The sequence below is a fragment of the Streptomyces davaonensis JCM 4913 genome (assembly GCF_000349325.1).
GTDB lineage: Bacteria > Actinomycetota > Actinomycetes > Streptomycetales > Streptomycetaceae > Streptomyces > Streptomyces davaonensis.
Window position 1 is genome coordinate 359,529 of record NC_020504.1, and the last position, 23,614, is coordinate 383,142.

19 protein-coding genes and 7 pseudogenes are annotated in these 23,614 nt (G+C 67.5%); 12 read left to right on the top strand and 14 right to left on the bottom strand.

The window, feature by feature from the left end:
* Positions 1–32: 32 nt before the first annotated feature.
* A pseudogene (locus BN159_RS01570) lies at positions 33–361 on the top strand (ABC transporter permease); the annotation flags it as partial.
* Between the two features lie 134 nt (positions 362–495).
* Here the strand turns inward: BN159_RS01570 and BN159_RS01575 are convergent.
* A complete protein-coding gene (locus BN159_RS01575; RefSeq protein ID WP_015655120.1) occupies positions 496–1,839 on the bottom strand; it encodes an RNA-guided endonuclease InsQ/TnpB family protein in 1,344 nt (447 codons plus the stop codon).
* A gap of 25 nt (positions 1,840–1,864) precedes the next feature.
* Between BN159_RS01575 and tnpA the strand changes: the two genes are divergently transcribed.
* From tnpA to BN159_RS01585, 3 genes are all read left to right on the top strand, one after another.
* Positions 1,865–2,296, top strand: coding sequence for an IS200/IS605 family transposase (tnpA, locus tag BN159_RS01580; protein WP_015655121.1), 432 nt, complete (start codon positions 1,865–1,867; stop codon positions 2,294–2,296).
* Between the two features lie 303 nt (positions 2,297–2,599).
* Entirely contained in the window at positions 2,600–2,761 is a 162-nt protein-coding gene (locus tag BN159_RS45595) for a hypothetical protein (RefSeq protein WP_157901055.1), read from the top strand.
* Between the two features lie 962 nt (positions 2,762–3,723).
* On the top strand, positions 3,724–4,575 hold the full coding sequence (locus tag BN159_RS01585) for an aminoglycoside adenylyltransferase family protein (RefSeq protein WP_015655123.1): 852 nt from the start codon (positions 3,724–3,726) through the stop codon (positions 4,573–4,575).
* A 75-nt stretch (positions 4,576–4,650) separates the two neighbouring features.
* Here the strand turns inward: BN159_RS01585 and BN159_RS42625 are convergent, their stop codons facing one another.
* Both BN159_RS42625 and BN159_RS01595 read right to left on the bottom strand, forming a co-directional pair.
* Positions 4,651–4,881: a hypothetical protein gene (locus BN159_RS42625; RefSeq protein ID WP_015655124.1), complete on the bottom strand. Its 231-nt coding sequence runs from the start codon at positions 4,879–4,881 to the stop codon at positions 4,651–4,653.
* Between the two features lie 239 nt (positions 4,882–5,120).
* Positions 5,121–6,542, bottom strand: a complete 1,422-nt coding sequence (locus tag BN159_RS01595) for a non-reducing end alpha-L-arabinofuranosidase family hydrolase (RefSeq protein WP_015655125.1) — start codon at positions 6,540–6,542, stop codon at positions 5,121–5,123.
* A gap of 1,554 nt (positions 6,543–8,096) precedes the next feature.
* Here BN159_RS01595 and BN159_RS01600 point away from each other — a divergent pair.
* Both BN159_RS01600 and BN159_RS43480 read left to right on the top strand, forming a co-directional pair.
* The gene (locus tag BN159_RS01600; protein ID WP_015655126.1) at positions 8,097–9,527 is read left to right on the top strand and encodes an endo-1,4-beta-xylanase; all 1,431 of its coding nucleotides are present in this window, start codon (positions 8,097–8,099) and stop codon (positions 9,525–9,527) included.
* A gap of 69 nt (positions 9,528–9,596) precedes the next feature.
* Positions 9,597–9,924, top strand: a pseudogene (locus tag BN159_RS43480) (transposase); the annotation flags it as partial.
* 50 nt (positions 9,925–9,974) lie between these two features.
* Here BN159_RS43480 and BN159_RS43485 read toward each other — a convergent pair.
* Positions 9,975–10,528, bottom strand: a pseudogene (locus BN159_RS43485) (helix-turn-helix domain-containing protein); the annotation flags it as partial.
* A gap of 113 nt (positions 10,529–10,641) precedes the next feature.
* Between BN159_RS43485 and BN159_RS45600 the strand changes: the two are divergent.
* Positions 10,642–10,776 (top strand): annotated as a pseudogene (locus tag BN159_RS45600) (IS5/IS1182 family transposase); the annotation flags it as partial.
* Positions 10,777–10,795: 19 nt separating this feature from the next.
* On the opposite strand, the pseudogene BN159_RS01605 reads toward BN159_RS45600, so the two are convergent.
* A pseudogene (locus tag BN159_RS01605) lies at positions 10,796–11,026 on the bottom strand (barstar family protein); the annotation flags it as partial.
* A gap of 67 nt (positions 11,027–11,093) precedes the next feature.
* Between BN159_RS01605 and BN159_RS47850 the strand changes: the two are divergent.
* Positions 11,094–12,178 (top strand): IS630 family transposase gene (locus BN159_RS47850; RefSeq protein WP_456339966.1). Its coding sequence is split into 2 segments (ribosomal slippage): positions 11,094–11,598 and positions 11,598–12,178, totalling 1,086 coding nucleotides; the frame shifts between segments, so codons are not numbered across the junction.
* A gap of 156 nt (positions 12,179–12,334) precedes the next feature.
* Here BN159_RS47850 and BN159_RS01620 read toward each other — a convergent pair.
* The gene (locus tag BN159_RS01620) at positions 12,335–12,715 is read right to left on the bottom strand and encodes a RidA family protein (RefSeq protein ID WP_231905557.1); all 381 of its coding nucleotides are present in this window, start codon (positions 12,713–12,715) and stop codon (positions 12,335–12,337) included.
* Positions 12,716–13,068: 353 nt separating this feature from the next.
* A complete protein-coding gene (locus tag BN159_RS01625; protein ID WP_015655133.1) occupies positions 13,069–14,016 on the bottom strand; it encodes a quinone oxidoreductase family protein in 948 nt (315 codons plus the stop codon).
* An 87-nt stretch (positions 14,017–14,103) separates the two neighbouring features.
* Between BN159_RS01625 and BN159_RS01630 the strand changes: the two genes are divergently transcribed.
* Entirely contained in the window at positions 14,104–14,583 is a 480-nt protein-coding gene (locus tag BN159_RS01630) for a MarR family winged helix-turn-helix transcriptional regulator (RefSeq protein WP_041818712.1), read from the top strand.
* Positions 14,584–15,364: 781 nt separating this feature from the next.
* Positions 15,365–15,970, top strand: a complete 606-nt coding sequence (locus BN159_RS01635) for a dihydrofolate reductase family protein (protein WP_015655135.1) — start codon at positions 15,365–15,367, stop codon at positions 15,968–15,970.
* Between the two features lie 423 nt (positions 15,971–16,393).
* On the opposite strand, the gene BN159_RS01640 is transcribed toward BN159_RS01635, so the two are convergent.
* Positions 16,394–17,512 (bottom strand): fatty acid desaturase family protein, encoded by a 1,119-nt coding sequence (locus BN159_RS01640; RefSeq protein WP_015655136.1) that lies wholly within the window; start codon positions 17,510–17,512, stop codon positions 16,394–16,396.
* 7 nt (positions 17,513–17,519) lie between these two features.
* Positions 17,520–18,575 carry a ferredoxin reductase gene (locus BN159_RS01645; protein WP_041818714.1) on the bottom strand — a complete coding sequence of 352 codons (1,056 nt, stop codon included), beginning with the start codon at positions 18,573–18,575 and terminating at the stop codon, positions 17,520–17,522.
* 86 nt (positions 18,576–18,661) lie between these two features.
* Between BN159_RS01645 and BN159_RS01650 the strand changes: the two genes are divergently transcribed.
* Positions 18,662–19,801 carry a PucR family transcriptional regulator gene (locus tag BN159_RS01650; RefSeq protein ID WP_015655138.1) on the top strand — a complete coding sequence of 380 codons (1,140 nt, stop codon included), beginning with the start codon at positions 18,662–18,664 and terminating at the stop codon, positions 19,799–19,801.
* A 367-nt stretch (positions 19,802–20,168) separates the two neighbouring features.
* Here the strand turns inward: BN159_RS01650 and BN159_RS01655 are convergent, their stop codons facing one another.
* The 4 genes and pseudogenes from BN159_RS01655 to BN159_RS01665 form a co-directional block, all read right to left on the bottom strand.
* Positions 20,169–20,645: a hypothetical protein gene (locus tag BN159_RS01655; RefSeq protein ID WP_041820617.1), complete on the bottom strand. Its 477-nt coding sequence runs from the start codon at positions 20,643–20,645 to the stop codon at positions 20,169–20,171.
* A gap of 118 nt (positions 20,646–20,763) precedes the next feature.
* Positions 20,764–21,126: a hypothetical protein gene (locus BN159_RS01660; protein WP_015655140.1), complete on the bottom strand. Its 363-nt coding sequence runs from the start codon at positions 21,124–21,126 to the stop codon at positions 20,764–20,766.
* Positions 21,127–21,424: 298 nt separating this feature from the next.
* Positions 21,425–21,715, bottom strand: a pseudogene (locus BN159_RS43490) (mycothiol transferase); the annotation flags it as partial.
* A gap of 60 nt (positions 21,716–21,775) precedes the next feature.
* Entirely contained in the window at positions 21,776–22,513 is a 738-nt protein-coding gene (locus BN159_RS01665) for an SDR family NAD(P)-dependent oxidoreductase (protein ID WP_015655141.1), read from the bottom strand.
* 84 nt (positions 22,514–22,597) lie between these two features.
* On the opposite strand from BN159_RS01665, the gene BN159_RS01670 reads away from it, so the two are divergent.
* Positions 22,598–23,239 carry a TetR/AcrR family transcriptional regulator gene (locus BN159_RS01670; protein WP_015655142.1) on the top strand — a complete coding sequence of 214 codons (642 nt, stop codon included), beginning with the start codon at positions 22,598–22,600 and terminating at the stop codon, positions 23,237–23,239.
* 158 nt (positions 23,240–23,397) lie between these two features.
* On the opposite strand, the pseudogene BN159_RS01675 reads toward BN159_RS01670, so the two are convergent.
* A pseudogene (locus tag BN159_RS01675) lies at positions 23,398–23,601 on the bottom strand (IS701 family transposase); the annotation flags it as partial.
* Positions 23,602–23,614 lie beyond the last annotated feature (13 nt).

Genomic DNA, 23,614 nt, shown 5'->3' on the forward strand with positions numbered 1-23,614 from the left:
CAGTCGACTCCGCCCGCTGCAGCGGTCACCTGTTGCTCGCGCCCTTCGCCCTGGCGCTCACCTGGATCCGGTCGGGATGGGCATGGCCAGCCCGAACGCTGAGGCGTCCAGCAACAACGCGATGCCGCTGATCCTCCTGCCGCTCATCTCCACTGCGTTCACCCCGATCGACGCGATGCCGGGCTGGTTCCAGCCGATCGCCGAGTACCAGCCGTTCACGCCCGACATCGAGCCCTTGCGCGGCCTCCTGCTCGGCATCGAAGTCGGCCACAACGGGTGGCTCATGGTCGCCTGGTCGATCGGCCTGGCCACGCTCGGCTACCGCTGGTCGACGGCGTCGTTCAAGCGCGATCCCAAGTAACCCGCATGAGTGCGCGGGCCCCCACCGCTCGTCCCGCCCGACGGCGGCGCCTTCCGACACTCGCCGCGTACCTGCCGAACTCAAACGATTGAAGCTCTCCCCTCCCTTCGCATGCTCAGGAAGGGGATTCCCGTCTACCTTGCGGTGACAGGCTTGACGGTTTTGCCCGCCCTGCGACCGCGCCTTCCGGCGGCCGGGACCTCCACGACGACGTGGCCGATCCGGTACAGGTGCAAGATGTTCCGAGCCGCGTTCCAGTCGGCGTTCGCCGTCCAGCCGCAGTCGGGGTTCTTGCAGAAGAACAGTCCCTGGCTCTCGCGGCTGCGGGGGGTGGTGAATCCGCAGGCGGAGCATCGCTGGGAGGTGTGGGGGGCGGGCACCTTGACGAGCCGGCCGCCGTAGCGGGCGGTCTTGTACGTCAGTAGGGTCACGGTCCGACCCCACGCCTCTTGGGCGATGGAGCGGTTGAGTCCGGCCTTCGCCCTGGCCCCGTTGCGCAGGAACGCGCCCTCGTGGTCGGGGGCGGGCTTGGGGGCCGGGCTTTTGGTCATGCCGAGGATGTTGAGCTGTTCGACCACCAGCACGCCGTAGGTGCGGGCGAGATGGGTGGTGGTCTGGTGCTGCCAGTCCAAGGCTCGTCGCGTGGCTTTTGCTCGGAGCTGCTTGATCTGGTCGTAGGTGTGCTGCAACCGCTTGGAGGTCTTCTTCCCGCGCTTCCGGAACGTCCTGCGGTGCGCGGCCTGCCGCTCCAGCTTGAGGAGCTTGGCCTTCTCCTTCCCGGTCAGCCACTTGTCCCGGTCGGCGGTGCCGTCCGCAAGCCTGGGCGGGCGCCCGTGGTCCTGGTGGTCCTTGTTGGACAGGGCCAGGGGGATGTTCAGCCCGGTGTCGATGCCGACTGCCGGCCCCTGGTGGGGCTCGGGGGCGCGTTCGAGGCTCTGGACGCGGAAGGCGATGTGCCAGCCGTTCGTTTCCTTGACGAGGCGGGCGCCGGTGATCCGGTTCTCCTTGTCAGCCCGCTTGCCGACCGGGAGGTCTTTGGTCCAGCGGAAGCGGACCCGGCCCACCTTGGGAATGTTGACCATGCCCCACCGGCGGTGCACGCGGACGATGTTCAGGTCCCGGCCCTGCGGGATGTCCACGGACATCGACGAGCGGAAGCGGCCCTTGTAGTTCGGCTCGTCGGCCCGGCCTTCCCAGCAGTTCACCCAGGCGCGCAGGTACGTCTTCAAGACGGCCTGCGCGGCCTGTGCGGGGAGGACGGCGAGGTAATCGAGGTCCTTGCGGGCCTGCCGGATCGCCGCATCAGCGACAGACAGCTTCGTGTCGCTCTTCGGCGTCATCTGCCACCAGGAGTGCAGGCAGTTCCACAGGGTACGGGCCGCATGCGCCTGGTCATCGATGAGCCGGATCTCGGCAGGGCTCAGAGCCAGTCGGGCGCGATGCCCGAACTGCCGCTTCAGCAAACCGAGTTCACTCACTACGATCACTCTACGCTCTTGGTTCATGGCACCACGCTGGAACCCGAACCCGGACGTACGCACTGGCCGTCATGTGGTCTACAACCTGCACGCGCATTTGGTGTTCGCCACCAAGTACCGACGCAAGGCATTCACGGACGAGATGCTGACTCGCTGCGAAGAGATCATGCGAGAGGTCTGCACGGACTTCGAAGCGGACCTCAAGCAGTTCAACGGTGAAGAGGATCACGTACACCTGCTCGTGCACTACCCGCCGAAAGTCCAACTCTCCAAGCTGGTCAACTCCCTCAAGGGCATCTCCGCCCGCTTGCTGCGCAAGGACTACGACGCGCACGTGCGCCGGTACCTGTGGGGCGGGCACGTTTGGTCTGGCTCGTACTTCGCCGGAAGCTGCGGCGGGGCGCCTGTGACCGTCGTACAGCAGTACATCGAGCGGCAGAAACGCCCCGTGGGATGAGCTGAACAGTGCAGACCCGTGCTTCGCTGCGGGTCACACCCATTTTGAGATGGCCTTCACCCCCGGCGTAAACGCCGGAGCACTGGCCAAGATCAAAGGTAGACCCCTCGGCTTCCAATTTCCTGAACCGCCCGCCAGAAGCTGTCCAACGGCTACCTCGCGTGCGGGTTCTTGCCTTCAGCCATCTGAGATTCCGCGAACCCGAGCGTTTCTGCCCGCACGTGCAGTAAATCCGGGCACGAGGCGCAGGAGCCCGAGGCCTACGGCCGACGGATTTTCCGGATAGCCAAGACGGCCTGGCTCGTGGAGGTCGGCCGCTCGTACTGGTCGAACGACACGAAGAGCTCCATCACGTCCAAGACCCACGTACGGATCACCGTCGGCGAACTGGAACACGAGCGCGAAACGCCGGTCGCCCAACCCCCGGCCAAAGGCCGCCTCCGGCGGGCGCTGGGCGGAACCTGACGGACGGCCGCAGAGCACGCGTCAGCTTCCAGACATGTTCGATTCGACGGTTGCTCACGCTCCTCCCGAGGTGGTGAACACCTGCTGTCCAAGCAAAGGCACCTGCCGTCCGCGAAAGACGCCCGCCGCCTCGACCACGAACACGGCCGCCTACGCCACCCTCTCAGCAGCTGATCGGACATCCTGCATGCCCTCAACCGATTACTCAGCAGGTGATCTTTTTGCCGGCGCTCGGGACGGCGGCGGCCAGACCGTTGACACCGCCGCGCGGCCGGCAAAGACCGCTGCGGCACGACCGCTTCCCGTCCGGGGCCAACCAGACGCTGATCTGTTCCACTCAACAGCCGCAACTCCCGCGCAACCAGGCCTCAGTCTCGCGCATCTGAAACAACGACCGCTTCAACCGGCACCGGACACCAGCGATCAGGAGGAAAGAGTGCGCAAGGCCGTAGTCGGCTTCTTCGTGGCACTGGCGGTTGTACTCGCGGTAGCACCACTCGCCAACGCCGACCAGACCCAGACCGTCGCCTGCTGCGGAGGCACAACCGGCTTCTAGAAAGCCGCCGCAGCGGGCGCGCCCCCTAGCCCAAGTCCGCCAGCGCGTGAACGCGGTGCGAGCCGTCAGCCAATGCACGGCCTCTCGCGTGTGCACCGGCTACTGCGGGAGTTACCGCAGGTCAGGCATCGGCTCATCATGCCGACAGGTGCCCGGTTCAGGCGGGCTCCGAAGCGCGGGGGCCAGGCTTTGCAGTCGCATGCGCTGCGGCTGGCGCTCATGCACCAGCCGATCATGCGCCCGGCTCCCCACCAGCGGGACAGCCAACGCAGACGCCTCCCGTACCGGCCAGACACCCTCGACGGCTTCATCACCGGAACCCGCCTCGCCTTCGGTGCATCGCCCTGTCCAGCCGAAGCCAGACAATTGCGGTGCCGTCGGCCGGAGGACACGAGACGCTGGTGCGGTGAATCAGGTTCAGCAGATCGTGGAGCTGGTCGCCGGTGTTCTGGGAGAAGATGTCATCGGCGCCTACCTCCACGGCTCCTGTGTGTTCGGTGGACTCAGGCCGGCCAGCGACGTAGACGTACTCGTCGTTTCCCGGCGGCGCATGGACGAGCAGGATCGACGGGCACTCCTGGGTGGACTGCTGCGGATCTCCGGGTCCCGGAACAAGGCACGCCCCATCGAACTCACCGTGGTCGTCCAGTCCGAGGTCCGGCCGTGGCGGTACCCGCCGACCGGCGACTTCCTCTACGGCGAGTGGCTGCGTGCCGCATACGAGGCCGGGGAGGTTCCCCAGCCGGAGCCGATGCCCGATCTGGCCCTGCTCATCACCATGACGCTGACCGGCGACCACCCCCTCACCGGCCCGCACCCGGCGCAGGTCCTCGACCCGGTTCCGCGGGCCGACCTGGTCCGGGCGAGCGTGGCGGGTATCCCCGGCCTGCTCGACGATCTGGACCACGACACCCGCAACGTCCTGCTGACCTTCGCCCGTATCTGGACGACGCTCGCCACTGGCCAGATCACGTCGAAGGACGCCGCCGCCAGTTGGGTCCTTGCCCGGCTCCCGCCCGAGCACCGTCCCGCCCTTGAACACGCCAGGCAGCTCTATCTCAACTGTCCCTACTCCGAGGAGAACTGGAGCGACGCATTGCAGGCACAGGTGCGTCCGCACGTGGACCACGTGCTCACTGAGATCGACCGGCTCCACGACCAGCCCCACGGACGTAAGGGCCACGGCCTCGGGGCGACGCGCATGGCCGCGGAGTTCTCCCAGGAGCCCTGGCAGCCGAATTGTCCAGCCACCAGCTGACGCCAAGGCTCGCCCGCGCCGATCCTGCGGCACGTCGTGCATGGAGGCTGCGTAACCGCGGTGCGCGCCGTCGGGCTATGCCTCGGCAAGGCACAGGGCGAGGCAGTCCTGGTCGATGATGCTGCCCTCGGCGAACTCTCGGACGACAACGAGCGCCTGGGCAATGTCGTCGCTCCACCATCGCGTCGGCTCGGGCCGCAGGATCCGTGCAGGCAACGGCGCCGGGCCCTCGCGGCGCAGGGTGCCGAGCCAGCGGTCATCGAAGGCATCACCGCAGGCGAGCCCGGACAACAAGTCGAGTGCCACGCGCTGTCGGAGTTGTGGTCAGTGCCGAGCCGCGCGTCCTCGCGGCGATCCTTCACGCTCTGTCAGCCATCTCCTGCGAGGCGTCGGCGGCCTGTATGGGCCGAGAGGAACCCCGGCCGGGGCACGGCTGGGGTTCCTCGAAGCGGTGAAGCGGTCAGCGGCGGTCAGCGGATGGAACGGCCCACACCGTGATCCGCTCGCCCACGCGCCTACAGACCGCGGCACATCAATTTTGAGGGTCAGCGTTGCAGGGTGAGGACCCCCGGCCGCCACGGCAGCCGGTTGTAGTCGCCGCCCGCGGTGGGAGACTTGCCCTGGTAGAGGAACTGGAGGTTGCAGGGGTCGATGGTCATGGTCTGGTCGGGGTTGTTGCGGACCAGGTCACCGTGGCTGATGTCGTTGGTCCAGGTGGCGCCGCTGTTGGCCTTGCCGGCGAAGGGGTTGCTCTCGGTGGCGGCCTGCGGGGTCCACGAGCCGCTGAGGCTGGAGGCCGTGAAGGAGCGGAAGTAGCGCCCATTCGCGCCCATTGCCTCGACGATCATGAGGTACTGGTTCTGGCCCTGAACCTTGTAGACCTGCGGCGCCTCGAAGAGGTTGGCCTTCGTGTCGCTCATGATCGTCGTGTACGACGAGCCGAAGTTGCCCGGGAAGTTCCCCAGCGGCATGCTCGCCCGGTAGATCTTGCCGTTGTCACCGGCGAAGAACAGGTACATGTTCTGGCCGTCGGCGATCAGGGTCTGGTCGATCGGTCCGGTGTCGGAGCCGGAGATGCTGCCGGTGAACAGCGGCTGAGGAGCGGACCAGCCGTTGGGGTTGGTGGGGTCGCTGGAGGTGCGGTAGATGAAGGGCCATGCACCCCACTGGTACGCCAGGACCCATATGTTCTTGGGGGCGAAGTAGAACAGCGTCGGTGCCACCGCGGCCTGGTTCATGCCGGTCTGGCCGGCCGACGCCATGTCCGACCAGTTCGTGAAGGGACTGAACATCATCGAGCCGTACGACTCCGAGAAGTTCGACGCGTAGACCAGGTGCTTGCCGTTGTAGGTCACGGTGGTGAAGTCCTTCACCGACGCCCACCCGTTCGCGGGCTGCGCCAGCACTCCCGTCGAGGACCACCGGTACGTCGACGGAAGGGAACACGTGCCCGGCGGGGTCGGGTTCCCGGTCAGGCCGGTCCACTTCTGGTTACTGCCGCCGTTGCAGTTCCACAGCTGCACCGCTGTGCCGTTGGCCGTACCGGCGCCCGCAGCCTCCAGGCACAGCCCGGACTCCACGCCGACGACCGTGCCGTCGGAGTTGACCCTCCACTGCTGGTTCGCACCGCCGGAGCAGGTCCAGATCTGCACCCGGGTACCGGCCGTGGTGGCGTGGCCCGGAACGTCCAGGCACTTGTTGCCGTACACGGTGAGCTGATTGCTGTCCGTCAGCGTCCACTGCTGGTTGGTCCCGCCCCAGCAGTCATAGATCTGGAGGTACGTGCCGTCGGTCTGGCTGGCGCCCGGCACATCGAGACACCGGTTCGAACCAACACCGCGCAAGGCGCCGGTGGAAGCGGCCTGAGCGGGGGTGGCGACGAGCATGGCCGCCAGCGCGGCCAGGACCGCAATCGCGGCGGCGAGCACCGCAGACGGATGCCTGCGGCTGAAACTTCGTCGGTGCATGGGACTTCCTCACCCTTGAGTAGGCGGTTCCGGTCGGCCTCGTCGGAGGTTGTCCGGACTGTCGGTGCAGCGCGGTCTTGCCAGCGGTCTGTGAGCACCGCGGCGGACCTCTTGTGACGTCCCGGTCACGCGTGATCTTCGGGAAGACCGGCGGCGCCCTTCGCTGTCGGGCGGCATGGGTGCCAGGGGTGAAGGCTTGGCGGGCGTCGGGTGAGACCGTCACGGTCTCGGGGGTCAGTGGGGCCGCTGCTGCCGGTAAGCCCGAGATCGGGGCTCTGCGGCGTCCGACGTGTTGGAGCGGGTTCATCAGGACTCTTTCGTGGATGCCCCGACGTTTAGGGGCGTGGGCAGGCCGAACCGCGTACCCCGATCCGAACCGCCGAGCACTCGGGTGACACGGCGGAGCAGGACGACGGGACAGGGTTGGCGGAGTCATGACATTCGCATGCGGCACGATCTGTTGCGAACGTCTGCGGGCGGGCGGTGCGACCCGGGCCGTCCGGTGCGAGAGGACGCCTTACGGGTTCGCAATATCGAACAAGGGTCGAGTTGTCGAGCACCCTGAATGATAGGGAGCCGCGGAACCCCGTCAATACTTCTCGCACCTGTCGCTACAAAGTCCGAAACATTCGAGGCATTCTCGACCCTCTTGGAAGTCCACTGGCAAAAATGCGCCCCCCGGGCCACGGTCCCGAACCCGCCGCCTCGCGCGCGGGCCAGGCTCAGACACCCCACCCGTCGCGGCATCCCCGCGGCATCCGATCAGGAATCCGGCTCGTTCACCGCGCCCCGAACGGCGAAGCGGGTCCGCACGAAGGCCCGCAGACCACGCAGTCGGGCGCATCGCAACGCGTGACGGAACCACCAGGAATACAGAGCCCCCTGGTCAAGCCCCCTCCGCCAGCGTCAGGGGCGCGCCGGCGAAGAGGCGGCGAGGAAGCAGCGTCCGCTCATCGGCCTCGACCCCGCCCTGGACCCGCCCGATCCGGCGGCCATGACGCCGAGGATCCACCGTCCGAACCCGCGCCACTTCGAAAGTTGCGACGAACGAGCTGAAACTTTTTCAGCGAGGAGTATTGACGATGCACGGCCAATACGCCAATCATCCCTGCCTGAGACCCCGGTCGGCTTTCGACATATCGAACCACTTGGTCCGGGATTCATGCTCCACGGCACAGCTCCACGCACACTGCACGACAGATCCGCGCACCAACGCACCTGCGACACCCCGTTTCGTTCCGGTGAAGTTCGCACCAGCGCATCCGGGCTCTTCGCACAGCCGGAGAGGCACGGGACGCCGGGTGACGGTCCGCCGGCTGAGAGCGCGATGGAGTAGCCCATGGCATGTGTCGAGACACCGCCGCCGTACGTCGCCCGACGGCCGACCGGTCACAGCCAGTGCCGGCTGAGATCGACCAGGCCACATGACCGCGGTGTCCGGTGATTCCGAGCTGCCCGGGCTCGGGCCCGCCCCGTTCGCCTGCCGAACGGGAGCGGACCGCGTAATCCCCTGCGCTTCAGTCCTTCCGCGATTTCGACCTTGGAGGCACAGTCATGGGCTCGTACGCCCTTCCCCCACCCCCAGTCCGCCACAGGCTCAGCAGGCTGCTGACAGCGCTGGCCGTCGGCATCCTCAGTGTGGTCGGTGCACTGGTCGCGCCGCCGACGGCACACGCCGCCGAGAGCACGCTCGGCGCCGCGGCCGCGCAGAGCGGCCGCTACTTCGGCACCGCCATCGCGTCCGGCAGGCTGGGCGACTCGGCGTACACGACGATCGCGGGCCGTGAGTTCAACTCGGTGACCGCCGAGAACGAGATGAAGATCGACGCCACCGAACCGCAGCGGGGCCAGTTCAACTTCACCGCCGCCGACCGCGTCTACAACTGGGCGGTGCAGAACGGCAAACAGGTGCGCGGCCACACCCTGGCCTGGCATTCCCAGCAGCCCGGCTGGATGCAGAACCTCAGCGGCAGCACCTTGCGCCAGGCGATGATCGACCACATCAACGGCGTGATGAGCCACTACAAAGGCAAGATCGCCCAGTGGGACGTCGTGAACGAGGCCTTCGCCGACGGCAGTTCGGGAGCCCGGCGCGACTCCAACCTTCAGCGCACCGGCAACGACTGGATCGAGGTCGCCTTCCGCACCGCACGCGCCGCGGACCCGGCCGCGAAGCTCTGCTACAACGACTACAACGTCGAGAACTGGACCTGGGCCAAGACCCAGGCGATGTATGCCATGGTCCGGGACTTCAAGCAGCGCGGCGTGCCGATCGACTGCGTCGGCTTCCAGTCGCACTTCAACAGCGGCAGCCCCTACAACAGCAACTTCCGCACCACCCTTCAGAACTTCGCCGCTCTCGGCGTTGACGTGGCCATCACCGAACTCGACATCCAGGGTGCCCCGGCCTCGACCTACGCCGCCGTGACCAACGACTGCCTGGCCGTCCCGCGCTGCCTCGGCATCACCGTCTGGGGTGTGCGCGACACCGACTCCTGGCGAGCGGAGCAGACGCCGCTGCTGTTCAACGGCGACGGCAGCAAGAAGCCCGCCTACACGGCCGTACTCAACGCGCTCAACGGCGGCTCCACCACGCCGCCTTCGGATTCCGGACCGATCAGGGGGGTCGCTTCAGGCCGCTGCCTGGACGTGCCCGGCGCCGTCACCACCGACGGCACCCAACTCCAGCTGTGGGACTGCCACAACGGCACCAACCAGCAGTGGACGTACACCGCCGCAGGCGAGCTCAGGGTCTACGGCAACAAGTGCCTGGACGCCGCCGGAACCGGCAACGGCACCAAAGTCCAGATCTACAGCTGCTGGGGCGGCGACAACCAGAAATGGCGTCTCAACTCCGACGGATCCATCGTCGGCGTCCAATCCGGCCTCTGCCTCGACGCCGCCGGAGCCGGCACCGCCAACGGCACCCTGATCCAGCTCTACACCTGCTCGAACGGCAGCAACCAACGCTGGACCCGCACCTGACGGGACCCGTCCCACACGTGAATCGATGACGGCCTACTACTGCAACGGTGCTTGTCGTGACTGCTAGCCATGTTGGTCGTCGGTGTGGTTACGGGTGGGGGCCTTGCTGATGTCAGGTCATGGGCCGGTGAACTGACCGCTCTCCACGAGCGGTTCGGTCCACCGGTTCAGCAGGTCGGAACCGAGGGAGTCGGCACTGGCCTACCTGCACGGGCTGCTCGCACCTTTGGGGCGGAAGAACGGCTGGACGCCGGCAGAACAGGCCTGCCGTTCAGGCCCGGACCGCATCCGCCGAATGCTGAACAGGATCGATTGGGATGCCGACGGGGTGCTCGATGACGTGCGGGACTACGTCGTCGAGCACCTCGGTGACCATGAGGCCGTCCTGATCCTGGATGTCGCAGTGCAGACGGGGTGCCCCACCACGGCGTAGTCATGCTGCCAACCTCAGCTGGAGGCACCAGTGGGCGCTCGGTTGAAGTTCGCGCGATAGGCCGTGGGAGTGAGGCCGACCCGGCCGACCATGTGCTTGCGGAGGGAGTCCGCGCTGCCCAAGCACTGTTCTGGGCTGCCTGGTTCATGGGCAGTTCGGCCGTCTCCAGCAGTTCTTTGGCCCGGTCGATGCGCCGGTGGAGCAACCATTGGAGCGGGCTCAGCCCCGTCTCCGCGTGGAAGCGCCGGGTGAGGGTGCGCACGCTCGTCCTGGCGTGACCGGCCAGGTCGGTGCGGGTGAGCGGGCGATCGAGGTGTTCGAGCGCCCAGACGCGTGTGGGAGCGAGCGAGGTGCCGCGTTCCGGTGGTAGCGGTGCCTGGATGAACTGGGACTGGCCGCCCGGCCGTACGGGAGGGACGACCGCGAGCCGCGCGGCCGTGTTGGAGACCGCCGCGCCGTAGTCGATTCTGACCAGATGCAGGCACAGGTCGATGGCGGCGGCTGCGCCCACGGAGGTGAAGATGCCGCCGTCCTCGACGAAGAGGAAGTCGGGCTGCGCATCGATGGACGAAGATCACCCATCAGAACGGCGCCCAGCACACGAACATCAGGCAAACCCAGAGCAGCAGCCCGAACAGCCCGTTGGCGCTGTCGGGCAACAGTCCCTCGGCCGCGGCCATGAACAGCAACACGGTTGAGCAGTGCATCAATCGCATCAAGCAGTGGCGCGGCCTGGCCATGCGAACGGGCAAACTCGCCGTCGCCTACCAGGCCGCCCTACACGTCGCCGCCATCCTCATCTGGACGCGACGCTGAACAAGGCGAACCCACGTCGTCACATCAGTGTGTGAAGGACGAGTCGGTTCTGCTCCCCGTCGAAGACGTCGGCCAGAGCCAGGGCTTCGCGGCGGCCACCGTCAAACAGGCCCCGACGGTCGACATGCACGACCAGGACGTCATGGCTGTCGATCACTTCCGAGATGCCGCGAGCGTGAATCGTGTCCGACCAGGCATCCAGGTTTCGGCCGAACCACTTCGGCAATCCGCATGGCTCAGTACTGACTTCGGCTCGTTAGGGTGATCTTCTTCAAAGTCCCTGATGGGCCTGGAGTGTTGTCTGTATTCCGTGGTGTATGAGGTATGCGGATGGGGGCGGCCTGACCCCTGTGGGACGTCAGCGCCGGGAGACGGTACGGATGCAGGCGGCGGAGCTGTTCGAGCAGAACATCAAGCCGCCGGAAGTCGCACGGCGCCTGAGGGTAAGCCCGAAGTCGGCCTACCAGTGGCAGCAGATGTGGCGGGACGGTGGCGTGCGGGCTCTGGTTTCTCGTGGCTCGAGTGGATCGCGATGCCGTCTGTCCCCGCGCTGTCTGGAAAAGCTGGCTGCGTACCTCGATGAGGGGCCAGCCGCGCATGGCTGGGTGGAGGACCAGGTGTGGACGGCTGCCCGGGTGGCCACGCTGATCGGCAGGAAGTTCCACGTCTCCTACAGCGTCTTCGGGTGCGGTGCCACGAGGCTGATGCACCGGCTCGGCTTCAGTCCTCAGGTGCCCGCGCGGCGGGTGGCCGAGCGCGACGAGCAGGCCGTGACCGTGTGGAAGGAGGCGACCTGGGCCGAGGTAAAAGAACCCGGGCGGCGTGCGGGGGCTACGTCTGCTTCGAGGACGAGGCGGGCTTCACGCGACGACCGCCCAAAGGACGCACCTGGGGCCGGCGCGGCCGCACCCCGCAGGTGACGGTGAGCGGGCGGCGCTCGGGACGGCTGTCGGTGGCCGGACTGATCGCGATGCGGCCCGGCTCCCGCACCCGGCTGTGCCACCGCCTGCGCACCCATCCCGCGGGCAAAGGACAACGCCGCAGCATAGGCGAACGGGACTTCATCGCGCTGATCGACGGTGTCCACCACCTCGTCAAGGCCCCGATCGTGTTGGTCTGGGACCGGCTGAACACCCACGTCTCCCACGCCATGCGTGAGTTGATCGCCGAGCGTGAGTGGCTGACGGTATTCCTGCTGCCCGCGTACTCTCCGGACCTGAACCCCGTCGAGTGGGTATGGGCACATGTCAAGCGCAGCCTGGCCAACCTCGCCGTCGTCGCCCTCGACCGGCTCGAAGTCCTCGTACGCAACCGGCTCAAACGCCTTCAGTACCGGCCCGACACTCTTGACGGCTTCATAGCAGGCACCGGCCTGACCTTCGACGACCCAGCATCACCCTAATGCGCCGAAGTCAGTAACTGCGTCCCAGAAGTCGTCGAGTGTCTCAAGCCGCTGACCCCGCAGGTCAACGACCAACTCGCTGTCCGTCATCGCAGCAGCGTAGCCAGCCAAGACATATCAACCAACGGTCAAGAGACAGGACCTAAGTGGCCAGGATCACCCGACGAGTCCGATGGCCTCAATCTCGATCATCCACTCAGGGTTGGCGAGTGAGGAGACCTCCACGAACGACTCCGCGAGGTGAGGCTTGTCCGGGAAGTGTTCCTCGCGCAACTGGGCGTAGATGTCCTGCTGCGCGATGTCCGTGACGAACACGGTCGCCTTGACTACGTCGGCGAGGCTGGAGCCCGCGTTTGTCAGGACCGTCGACAGATTCGCGAGCGCCTGACGGGCTTGCGTCTCGAAGTCCCCCGCGCCGACCGTGGCTCCCTGGGCGTCAATCGGCGCCTGCCCTGATGTGAAGACCAAGTTCCCGACCCGGACACCGAGCGATATACCGGCCGACTCGTACCAGTCGGGTTCCGCGGAGACGCGCACGCGCTCGGCGCCAGGCTGTGTAACAGACATACGACTGACACTCCCTCAAAACTGTACACACGGAGGCCGGGCAGCTGTGATCATCCCGACTTGATCGCCAGCCACGAAATCCTGAGATTCATTCCCGAGGGCTTGCAAGTGCGCCTCGGCACGCTCGGGTGACAGTTGCATTGCCCACCCACGACGCGACTGGTGTGACTGTGCGGGGCGGCAGGCTGGGCAGCGGCCTTGGCCGTTGCCCAGCACTGATGAGGGGTCATACGGGGACGCTCCCCGCGGCCGAGGTGATCCCTTCCCGTCCTGGCCGGGGCTCATTGCGGGAGCCGCCTCGGGTCGGCGCCTTCTGCGTGTTGTCAGGCGACGCGGAGGATGGTCTTGCCATGGGTGGTGCCCTCGGCGAGGCGTTGCACGGCGATGGCCAGGTCTGCCAGGTCGTACTCGGCGGTGATGTCCACGCGCACCTGGCCGTCGGCGACGAAGCCGAGTGCTCGTCGGGCACTGCCAGCGAGCCGCTCGGGGTGGGTCTGGCTGAGTAGGTTGCTGTTGTAGGTCACGAGCGACTTGCCGTGCATGAGCAGGTCGTTGGTGTTGGCCAGGACAGGCTCGTACGTGCCGAGGTTGCCGTATGCCACCAGCCGGCCGTGCGCTGCGAGCTGCTCGAGGCCGGCGGTGCGGGTCGAGCCGCCGACCGGGTCGAGGATCACGTCGATCTTCTCGTCGCCGAGCTTGGCCGGGAACTCCTCGCGGAGCAGGAGCTGGTCGTACCCGAACTGCGCGGCGTAGTCGGCCCTGTCGGCGGTGCCGACCACACCGACGATCCGGTCGGCTCCGGCCAGTCGGGCGAACTGGGCGGCGAGCGTGCCGACTCCGCCTGCGGCTGCGTGGATCAGAACGTTCTCGCCGGGCCGCACGCGCGCGGCGGTGTTGATCAGGTCGTATGCGGTCGGTGCGCCCCACCCGAGACCTGCGGCCGTCCTCAGCGGCATGCTGCCGATGCCCAACGTGAGCGTGGCGGGTGCCAGGACCACCTCGGCGTAGGCGCCCGCCGTGGTCAGCGTGGTGACGGCCTCACCGACACGGCGTGCGTCGACGCCCTCGCCGACCGCGGCTATGTGCCCGGATGCCTCGAACCCTGGGACGAAGGGACGCGGTACGGCGAAGTGGCCGTCCCGGACCATGGTGTCGCCCCACTGGATCCCGGCATAGGCCACCCGGATCGCCACTTGGCCGGGACCGGGGGCGGGCTCATCGAGTTCGGTGACCCGGAAGTGGTCATCAGTGTCGAGAACGACAGCCTTCATGGTTACAGCCCCCTGCGTTGACTCAGTATCCTTACAGTTGACCAACGTAGGTATATAAGGCTCCTGAGTCAACCCATGAGCCTGTCAATGGAGTGGGAGCGTGTGGTGGAAGCCCCGATCGAGAACGACCTCTGCACCCGGATCAGGCGGTCGGAGCAGGCGCTGATGACGCACCACGAGGCAGTACTGCGTGGCTACGGACTGACCATGACGCAGTACACCGTGCTGATGATCCTCTCGCGCGAAGGCGGCATGTCCGGCGCCCAGCTGGCCCGCTCCTGCGGGGTAACGCAGCAGAGTATGAGCAGCGTGCTGACCAATATGGAAAACAAGGAACTCATCCACCGCGAGACATCGCCGGTGCACGCCAAGGTGCAGATCGCCACCCTCACCGATGAAGGCCAGGCGCTACTGGACCGCGCTTTCCAGGAGGTGGTCATCCTGGAGCGGGCGCTCACCGACGCGTTCACGCCCTCCGAACACGCCTCACTCTGCGCACTTCTGGAACGCGCTACCGCCGTCCTGATCCAGCAGACGCGACACGCGACAGTCCCGCCCACCGCCTGAGCCCGTGGCCGCCACATGCGCGGGGGGCCTGACAGCCGCGTGGATGGTCAACGTCCTGCCCACGGTCATGCACAGCGCCGAAGGTGTCCGGGCCGCGCCGCGCCGGACCGCCCATTGAGGCGATGGGCGGTTCCGGATGCAGGTACTGCTGGTGCCCCGCCCCACGCTGCCTCAGTCGGAGGCAGACCTCCAGCGCGTCAGGTGCGTCTGCGTGCGGCACCGCCACCGTGACGGGCGCCGGCGGGACTGCACCGGCCCCCCCTTTGCCCTCCTGCCGCTCCTCGTACCAGCACGACCACGCCCCCCAACAGCTACTCGCCCCGGCGCACGGAAGTTGGATGTCTTCCCCTGCGAGTTCGCGGCATGCTGGTGTAGCTCCGAGGAGGAGGCTCAAGCCAGCGGGGGGTGTGACCGTGCGACGTTATCGGCCGTTTCCGGGAGCGGTCGCTGCGTCAGTGCTGCTGGCCGAGGCGGTCGGGCTGATGCTCCCGACTACTTCGCGCGCCCTGCGAGCGGGGACGAGGGCCTTGTAAGGGCCGTTCGCGGGTGGGCTGAGCCGTGCTTTGACAGAAATCCAACCGCCGTTCCAATCGGGTGGAGATCATTCCCCGACTGCGTGCCTAGCGCGATCAGCTAGGCCTCCGGGCTCCCCAAGCAGTGCCGCTCCGCCGACCTGACCGGCTACAGCGTCACGGATTTTCTGGTTACTCCACGGCGCGGCCGATGAGTTCGTGGCTCCTGGCCGGTCCAAGCTCGTGGCACCCCAGGAAAGGACACCGCCATGTCGGAGCTTCTCGTCGATTTCATCACCTCCCTCGACGGCTACGCATCGGGAGAGGGATGGCCCGGGTTCTGGGGGCTGGAGGGCCCGGAGTACCTCGCGTGGCTCGGCGAGCAGCCCGAGGTCACCTACCTGATGGGAGCGAACACCTACCGCCTGATGTCGGGCTTCGCCGCAGGTGAGCTGCCGAGTGGCCAGGACGAGTTCAGGCCCGAGGAAGAGGCGTCCGTCGACGAGCTCACGCAAGCGTCCAAGGTGGTGTTCTCCTCCTCACTCCAGGAGCCACTGACATGGGCCAACTCCACGCTCGTCCGCGACGACGCCGTCGAGGCGGTCCGCGCCATGAAGTCGAGTGGCACTGGACTCCTCAGCACGATCGGCAGCCTCAGCCTGTGCCGGTCCCTGCTACGAGCCGGACTCGTCGACCGCTTCCGGGTCGTGATGTTCCCGGTGATCACCGGGGCCACGGGCGAGGAACGCATCTACGACGGCTATCCGGACGTTGCTCTCGAGATGATCGAGCACCGAACCTTCGACGGGCGTATCCAGCTGGTCGAGTACAAGCCGCGCGTGCTCGAGCACCCGCCGCTCGTCGTCCCTGCGTGATTGTCGCCCCATCCGCCGGTCTGCACGGCCGCCAAGCCTGGCGTCGGCAGGCGCGGAGTAGGACCGAACAGGGGGATGGCCAACGTCAAGACGTCCGGGCCAGGTCGTGACGCGGTGGAGGGAGACACGCCTCCTCTCGCACCCGGAGGCGCACCCGCCAACCCCGGCAGCAGCACAGGGGCGGCGGGCGTCGGTTCCGGCCGTGTCCGCGTCACAGCCATGCCTTCCGCCAGCCCGACCGTCGGTAAGTCGGGGCTGTGCGCTGAGCTCCTGACGCACGTCCGGGCAGCGGAGCCGGACACCTGGATGCCCGGATCACGTGTCGTACGGTCTGTTGTCGCGGGCATCTACCGTCCGCAGCGGATCTGACCGGACCCGGCGGTGCCGCAGGTGTGGTCCAAAGATCTGAACCATGACCGGGAATCAGGCGGCGAGGAGCTCCTGCTCGCGGTCCGGCGTTTTGACCTTGGGCTTCTTGTTCGGAAGTGAGAGCCGGAAGACCTTGTGCCACGCGGAGAACACCTGCTTGGGCAGCGGCCCGGTGACGTATTCCAGCTCGTACTTCTCGAACAGCGCGCGCACCTTCACCGCGACCTCGGCGTACCGGTTGCTCGGCAGGTCCGGGAACAGGTGGTGCTCGATCTGGTGCGAGAGGTTGCCGGTCATGAAGTGCATGGCCTTGCTGCCGCTGATGTTCGCCGAGCCCATCATCTGGCGCAGGTACCACTGGCCGCGCGACTCGCCCCTGATCGACCGGCGCTCGAAGACCTGCACGCCCTCGGGGAAGTGCCCGCACATGATCACCGAGTGGGACCAGATGTTGCGGACCAGGTTGGCGGTGAACGTGGCGGCGAGCGTGGTGAGGAACGACGGGCCCGACAGCAGCGGATGGATCACGTAGTCCTTGAGCACCTGCTTGCGGATCTTGCGGCCCACGGCCTTGGCCCGCGCTCGGAACTCCGGGTTCTTGCGGCGGCGCTTGTTCAGGTTCTTGCCGAGCTCCAGGTCGTACGCTGCGATGCCGTACTCGAAGAAGCAAGCATTGATGAAGTTCCACAGCGGCTGGCCGAGGTGGATCGGGTGCCACCTCTGGTCCTCGTCGACGCGCATGATGCCGTAGCCGAGGTCGTTGTCCTTGCCGATCACGTTGGTGTACTTGTGGTGCAGCTCGTTGTGCGAGTGCTTCCACTGGTCGGACGGCGAGACGTGATCCCATTCCCAGCTGGTGGAGTGGATCTTCGGGTCCCGCATCCAGTCCCACTGTCCGTGCAGGACGTTGTGACCGATCTCCATGTTGTCCATGATCTTCGCCACGGACAGCCCGGCGGTGCCGATCAGCCACGCGGGCGGGAAGAAGGAGAACAGCAGCACGCCCCGGCTGGCCAGCTCGAGCTTGCGCTGCGCCGAGATGACCTTGCGGATGTAGGCGGCGTCCTTCTCGCCGCGGCTGGCGAGCACCTCGTCGCGGATCGCGTCCAGCTCGCGGCCGAGCTCCTCGATCTGCTCGGCGGTCAGGTGGGCGGTGGGGTCGATGGCGGTCAAGGTGCTCCTACCGTTCGATGTCGCAGGGGCCCGCGGCGGCGGACACACAGGTCTGGATGAGGACGCCCGGTTCGGCCTCGGTGATCTCGCCGGTGCGCAGGTCGCGGACGGCGCCCGCCTTGAGCGGCGTGGTGCAGCCGAAGCAGATGCCCATGCGGCACCCGGAGGGCATGAGCACGCCGGCGTCTTCGCCGACGTCCAGCAACGGCGTTGCGCCGTCCGCGTCGACGGTCTTGCCGGTGGCGCTGAACGTGACCTCGCCGCCGTCGCCCGCGACGACGATGCTGGGGCGGAAGCGTTCGGTGTGCAGGCGCTCTCGCACGCCGTGCTCGCTCCAGTGCTCTTCGGCGGCGTCGAGCAGGCCCGCGGGCCCGCAGGCCCAGGTCTCGCGCTCGGCCCAGTCGGGCACGAGTTCGTCGAGACGGGCGATGTCGAGCATGCCGTCCGTGTCGGTGTGCACCTCGGTGAGCCGCAGTTTCTTGTCCGTGACCAGGCCGTGCAGTTCGTTGCGGAAGATCACGTCGTGCGGCTGGGGCGCGCAGTGGACCATGACGACGTCGGCGAATTCGGTGTCGCGCAGCATCCCCATGACCGGCGTGATGCCGCTGCCGGCCGTCAGGTAGAGCACCTTGGCGGGCTTGGCCTGCGGCAGCACGAAGTCACCGGCCGCCTGGTCGAGCTGGATGAGCGTGCCCGGTTTCGCCCTGCGGACCAGGTGGTTGCTGACCTTGCCGTCCGGGATCGCCTTCACGGTGATCGTGACACGGCCGTCCCGGCGGTTGGCCGGTGAGGTGAGCGAGTAGGCACGCCACAGGCGCACCCCGTCGACGTCGACTCCGATCCTCACGTACTGACCGGCTGTGTGGCCGCGCCAGCCCCGTCCCGGTCTGATCACGATCGTCGCGGCGTCACCCGTCTCGGGGTGCACGGCCTCGATGCGCCCACGCAGGTCAGCGCCCGCACGCAGCGGGCTGACCAGGTCGAGGTAGTCAGACGGCAGCAGCGGCGTCGTGACCATCTCCAGTAGTTTCCACGCCCTGCTGCGGACGGCTGTACTCGTCATGGCTCCAGCTTGCTGCGCCTCAGGGCGTAAAGTCCTGACCGCAGGACGTGAATCTGATCGGCTGAATTGTTCGTAGGGAATAAAAAGTGAGCCATGTGATCCGCAGGGCCAGTGAACTGGCCCTGGATGAGACGACGGTCACGGCACTTCGGGCTGCGCTGAAAGCCACCGCCGACGAGGTCGTCCAGGCGATCATCGACGAGGTCCCTCCCTACGCCAACGCCCTCACAGGCCACATGGGCGCCACCATCCGCCGAGCCGTCCGCACCGCCCTGGGGCACTACCTGGACCTCGCGAGCGGGAACGCCACGGGCGGCGACGGTGGTGACGCGGCCTACGAGCTGGGCCGCGGCGAGGTCCGCGACGGCCGTTCGATGGACGCCCTGCTCAGCGCCTACCGCGTCGGCGCCCGCGTGGCCTGGCGATGCCTGGCAGCGGGGGCCGTACCCGCAGGCCTGCCCGCCGCCGAGGTCGCCAAGTTCGCCGAGTTGACCTTCGCCTACATCGACGAGCTCTCCGCCGCGAGCGCCGCGGGCCACGCCGACGAACTGGCCGCCCGGGGCAGGGATCACGAGCGCCACCTGGAGCACCTGGCCCGCGACCTCCTCGCCGGTGCGAGCCCGGACGTGCTGCTGGTCTCTGCTCAACGGGCCGGGTGGCATCCTCCGGTTTCACTGACCGCGGTCCTGCTGCCCGCCGCCCAGGCCCGGCCCGCCTATCGCACGCTCGATCCAAGCACCCTCGTCCTCGACGACCTGCCGGACGCCACCGGTGTGCTGCTCGTCCCCGATGCCGACCGATCACATCTCCTGCGGCAGCTGACCGACCGCACCGCCGTGGTCGGCCCGGCCCGGCCATGGACTCGAGCGTCCGCCTCGTACGCGCGAGCCGTACGCGCACGCTCTCTCTCCTCTGATATTCGCGACACCGAGGACCACCTGCCCGAACTGGTGCTGAGCGCCGACGCGGACGCGCTCGCAGACCTGCGTGCCCGAGCCCTCGCACCATTGCGTACGTTGCCCGTCGCGACCGCACGGCGGCTGGAGGAGACGCTGCGGGCGTGGCTGCTGCACCAGGGCAGGCGCGACGAGGTGGCGGCGGAGTTGTTCGTCCATCCCCAGACCGTTCGGTACCGGATGTCGCAGCTGCGGGAGCTGTTTCCGGATCTCGCATCGCCGCACCGGGTCCTTGAACTGACGCTGGCGGTCGCTCTTCGGGGCAGCTGACGCGTACGTCGACCGGCCACGGCCGCCTGCCGGACCGGGGGCTTTCCGGCCTGCGCATCCACCCGCGGACGAAAGCTGACCGGCCGACGCCTGTATCTGCCCACGTCCTGGACGGACGACCGCAAGCTGGCGCGCAACAGGTGCGCCCCGGACTCCGGCGCCGGTCCGCCGCAGGTCGGTGCGGCGAGTGCCGCCAAAGCACCGAAGCCCTTGTTGTTGATGCTCCGGGCGGTGGAGTCACCCAGGGCCAACACCACACCCAGGCCTGCTCTGCCGCGCCAAGGCGCCGCCGGGCCGAGGTCCCCTTTCACGATCCTCCGCGACAGCGCCTCCCACGCACCCCAGCCGTCAGCCTCATCCACCTGACCTACGGCTCCATGAGCAGAACGACGCGATCAGCTTCCGCATCGAATCCAAGGATCGGATGGCCATAGGCGCCCTCCGGGTCCATCAGCACCGGCTTGCCCAACCGCCGTCCGATCTCCCGAAGGAAGCCGCAGAACACATCAAGCCGTTCCTGGCCCTTCAACTGCCGAAGGTCGACGTCGAAGTCGACCTCCTCGTCGTCAAGGAAACGGAAGATCGCCAACACATCGGCAGTCGGCCAGACCCGCAGGTTCGGACACTCGGCATCCAGCGGCCGGCGCAGAATCGCCTCTGCCCGGGGCAGCGGAAGTACCGCCTCACCCTCCGAGTACTGGCACCTCCAGCCACTCTCCACGACCAGGTCGAGCACCGACTGCCAGTCCCGGACCGAGGCGTCCGGTACACGCACGTCCGGCAGCGACCCCATCGTGTCCGGGTCGAGGAAGCAGCTCACGTCATCCCACAGCAGATCAGCCACCCTCGCCATGCTGCCCGGCTCTTTGGCCCAGCGCACTGTCGTTTCTCTTGGCCAAGGGCATAAGGCACCCGCCGGCGTCCCACGCCGGGGGGTCAAGGAAGCGCTGGGCCTCGGCGCTTCATGAGGCGGCGCGGCTGTCGGCTTCGGCCTGGGCTATGGCTTCGGCTTCGCTTTCGGCCAGCGCAAGGGCGACGCCGAAGGCTTGGGCGATGTGGCCGGCCGCCGACATGACGCGTGCCGTTCCTACGACCGGTGCGATCGCGACGAGGAGATCCTGCAACTGCTCGACGGTGAACTCAGCCTTGACCGCGGGATTGATGTGGGCAAGGTAGGAGATCGCGGGTGCGTCCATGGCCACGAGCGCGGCGATGCGGCTGAGGATCAGCGTGTGCTCGTCCATGCGGCAATGCTCGATGGAGTCGATCGTCATCGCGGCGATCGTGTCGAGGACGGGGGTGTCGAACTCAGGCGCAGTGGCCATGACGGAGCTGCCTTCCGGTTCCGGTGCTACGGCACGTCGATCCGCCGCCCGCTTCACGCGGTGGTCCCCCACCAATGCCCGGCGGCGACCAATCAAGCGTAGGCGTCGCCAAGCGAAGACGCACGGCGGAGCGGACGGCCAGGCCGAGTACGCCACAGCGACCGTGACGTCCGGTGCGTCGGGGCCGAAACGCCCACCGGTCCCTGCGGGCATGACCCATATGCCAAGTCACGAGATCGGCGTGTCCCCTCCGTGCAGCGGATCCAGCGGACTTCCCGGCGCCCACCCGCAGGACCTGTCAGAGGTGTCGGAAGATGACCACTCGACTCGACCCAAACCGTCCACGATCAGGTGGCCCCGCTCTCATTGCCAGCAGCAACCGAACGGGAAACGAAGAGACGGGATGCCAAACGCCGACCACGTTGTCCGCGTGCCTCGCGTGCCGTCCGGTCTCCGCGACGAGATGGACGAGCATCCAGCGGAGGTTGGCGCTGCCGGAGCGGCAGTCGGGGTGGCGGCCGACGTCATCCGAAGAGGTCGCGGCCACGCTCTCGTTGCTCCCGGCGCACCGGTCCTCGTACGACGCACGCGCGGCCGGGAGTGCGCCCCATCCCTTGGAGGGAACCGGATGTGCACCACCGGCCGTGGTTCAGGCCCGGGTGTAGCCGCCGTCGGCGAAGAGTTCGGCGCCGGTGACGAACGACGAGGCGTCCGAAGCCAGGAAGAGGGCGGCCTCGGCGATTTCCTCGGCATCGGCCAGCCGCCCCAGTGGCACGACGGCCTCGGCGAACTGGTCGACGCCCGGACCCGCGGCGCCCAGCAGGCCAGGGGTCCGCGTGGGTCCCGGGCTGAGCACGTTGACCCGGAATCGGCGCTCCCGCGACTGCCGGGCCCAGTTGTGCACGAGGTTGCTCACCGCCGCCTTCGAGGCGCTGTAGACCTCGAGTTGCTCATTGGGCCGCACGCTGTTGCTCGAGCCGACGACCAGGATGGAGGCGTTCTCCGCCAGGAGCGGAAGCGCCTTCTGAACGGTGAACAGTGGGCCCTTGACGTTGACGGCGAGCGTCAGGTCGACGTCCGCCTCGGTGTGGGCGCCGAGCGCGGCGTCCGCGACGATTGCCGCGTTGGCCACCAGCACGTCGATGCGTCCGGCCTCCTCGCGGACTCGCGCGTAGAGCGCGTCCAGGTCGGCCAGGACCGAGACGTCGGATCGTACGCCGGTGGCCGCAGGGCCTATCTCCTTGACTGCCGCTTCGAGGCGGTCGTTGTCCCGGCCGGTCACGAAGACCCGTGCGCCTTCCTTGACGAAGCGGTGGGCGATGGCCAGCCCGATCCCGCTGGTCCCTCCGGTGATCACGGCCACCTTCTCCTGAAGCACGCCTGGCATGTCGAACCCCTTCAGTTGTGGAATGGATCGTCCATAACATAGGCAGTAATGGACGATCGAGTCAAGAATGGATAGGCTGAGACCATGGCGAGACCGCGCGCATTCGATGAACGCCAAGTCCTGGAGCGGGCCCGGGAACAGTTCTGGGCGACCGGCTATGCAGGAACCCGGATGGACGACATCGCCCAGGCGACCGGCCTGGGCAAGGGCAGCCTGTACGGCGCATTCGGCGACAAGGGCAAGCTGTTCCACCGTGTGTTCGGCGACTGGTGCACCGCAGTCGTTGAGGTGGCCGAAGCGCGGCTGGCAGGTGGCCCGGACTCAGAAGCCTTGGCCCGGCTGTCGGAATACGTGCACCTCATGGCGGAGAACACGGCCTCCGACACCGAGCGCCGCGGGTGCCTGTTGGCCAAGGGCGCGGCGGAACTGGCTCAGCACGACCCGACGGTCGCCGGACGGTCGGCCGAGACCATGACGGCACTGCTCACCCTGCTGCGGACGGAGATCAGCGCCGCCCAGCGCCACGGCGACATCGACAGCGCTGCGGATCCTGAGCGGCTGGCGGCACTGCTGCTGACGGTGGTCCGCGGTATCGAGGCAGTCGGCAAGGCCGGCCTGGACCCGGAGACGCTGCGGAACATTGCAGACACCGCACTGGCGGTCCTGCCCATGCCCGAGGGACCGAAACGCCCCGCAACCGGGCGCAGTCCGGCCCGCAAGAACTGACTTGGTGCCATCACGGCCGCATGATCCGCCGGATAGTGCTGGTGCTCGTTAGGTTCTGGCTCTGTTTCTGCCTGCGGTGAGTGGGCGGCCGCAGGTGGTGCAGGTGCCGTCCCAGCGCCGCAGCAGGTCCTGTAGCGCGTGGAGGACTTGGTAGAGGGTCAGGCTGTGGTGTGGACTCTGGGGTCGTGGCGCCGCAGGGTGACGAAGGCCTGTGCGGCGGTGACGTGGTGGTGCCAGCCCCGCCAGGTGCGGCCCTCGAAGTGGTCCAGGCCCAGGCCGTGTTTGAGCTCGCGGTAGTCGTGCTCGATGCGCCGGCGCGTCTTCGCCCACCGCACCAGGTCAGCGGTCGGTGTGGAAGGCGGAGGCCGGACGGCG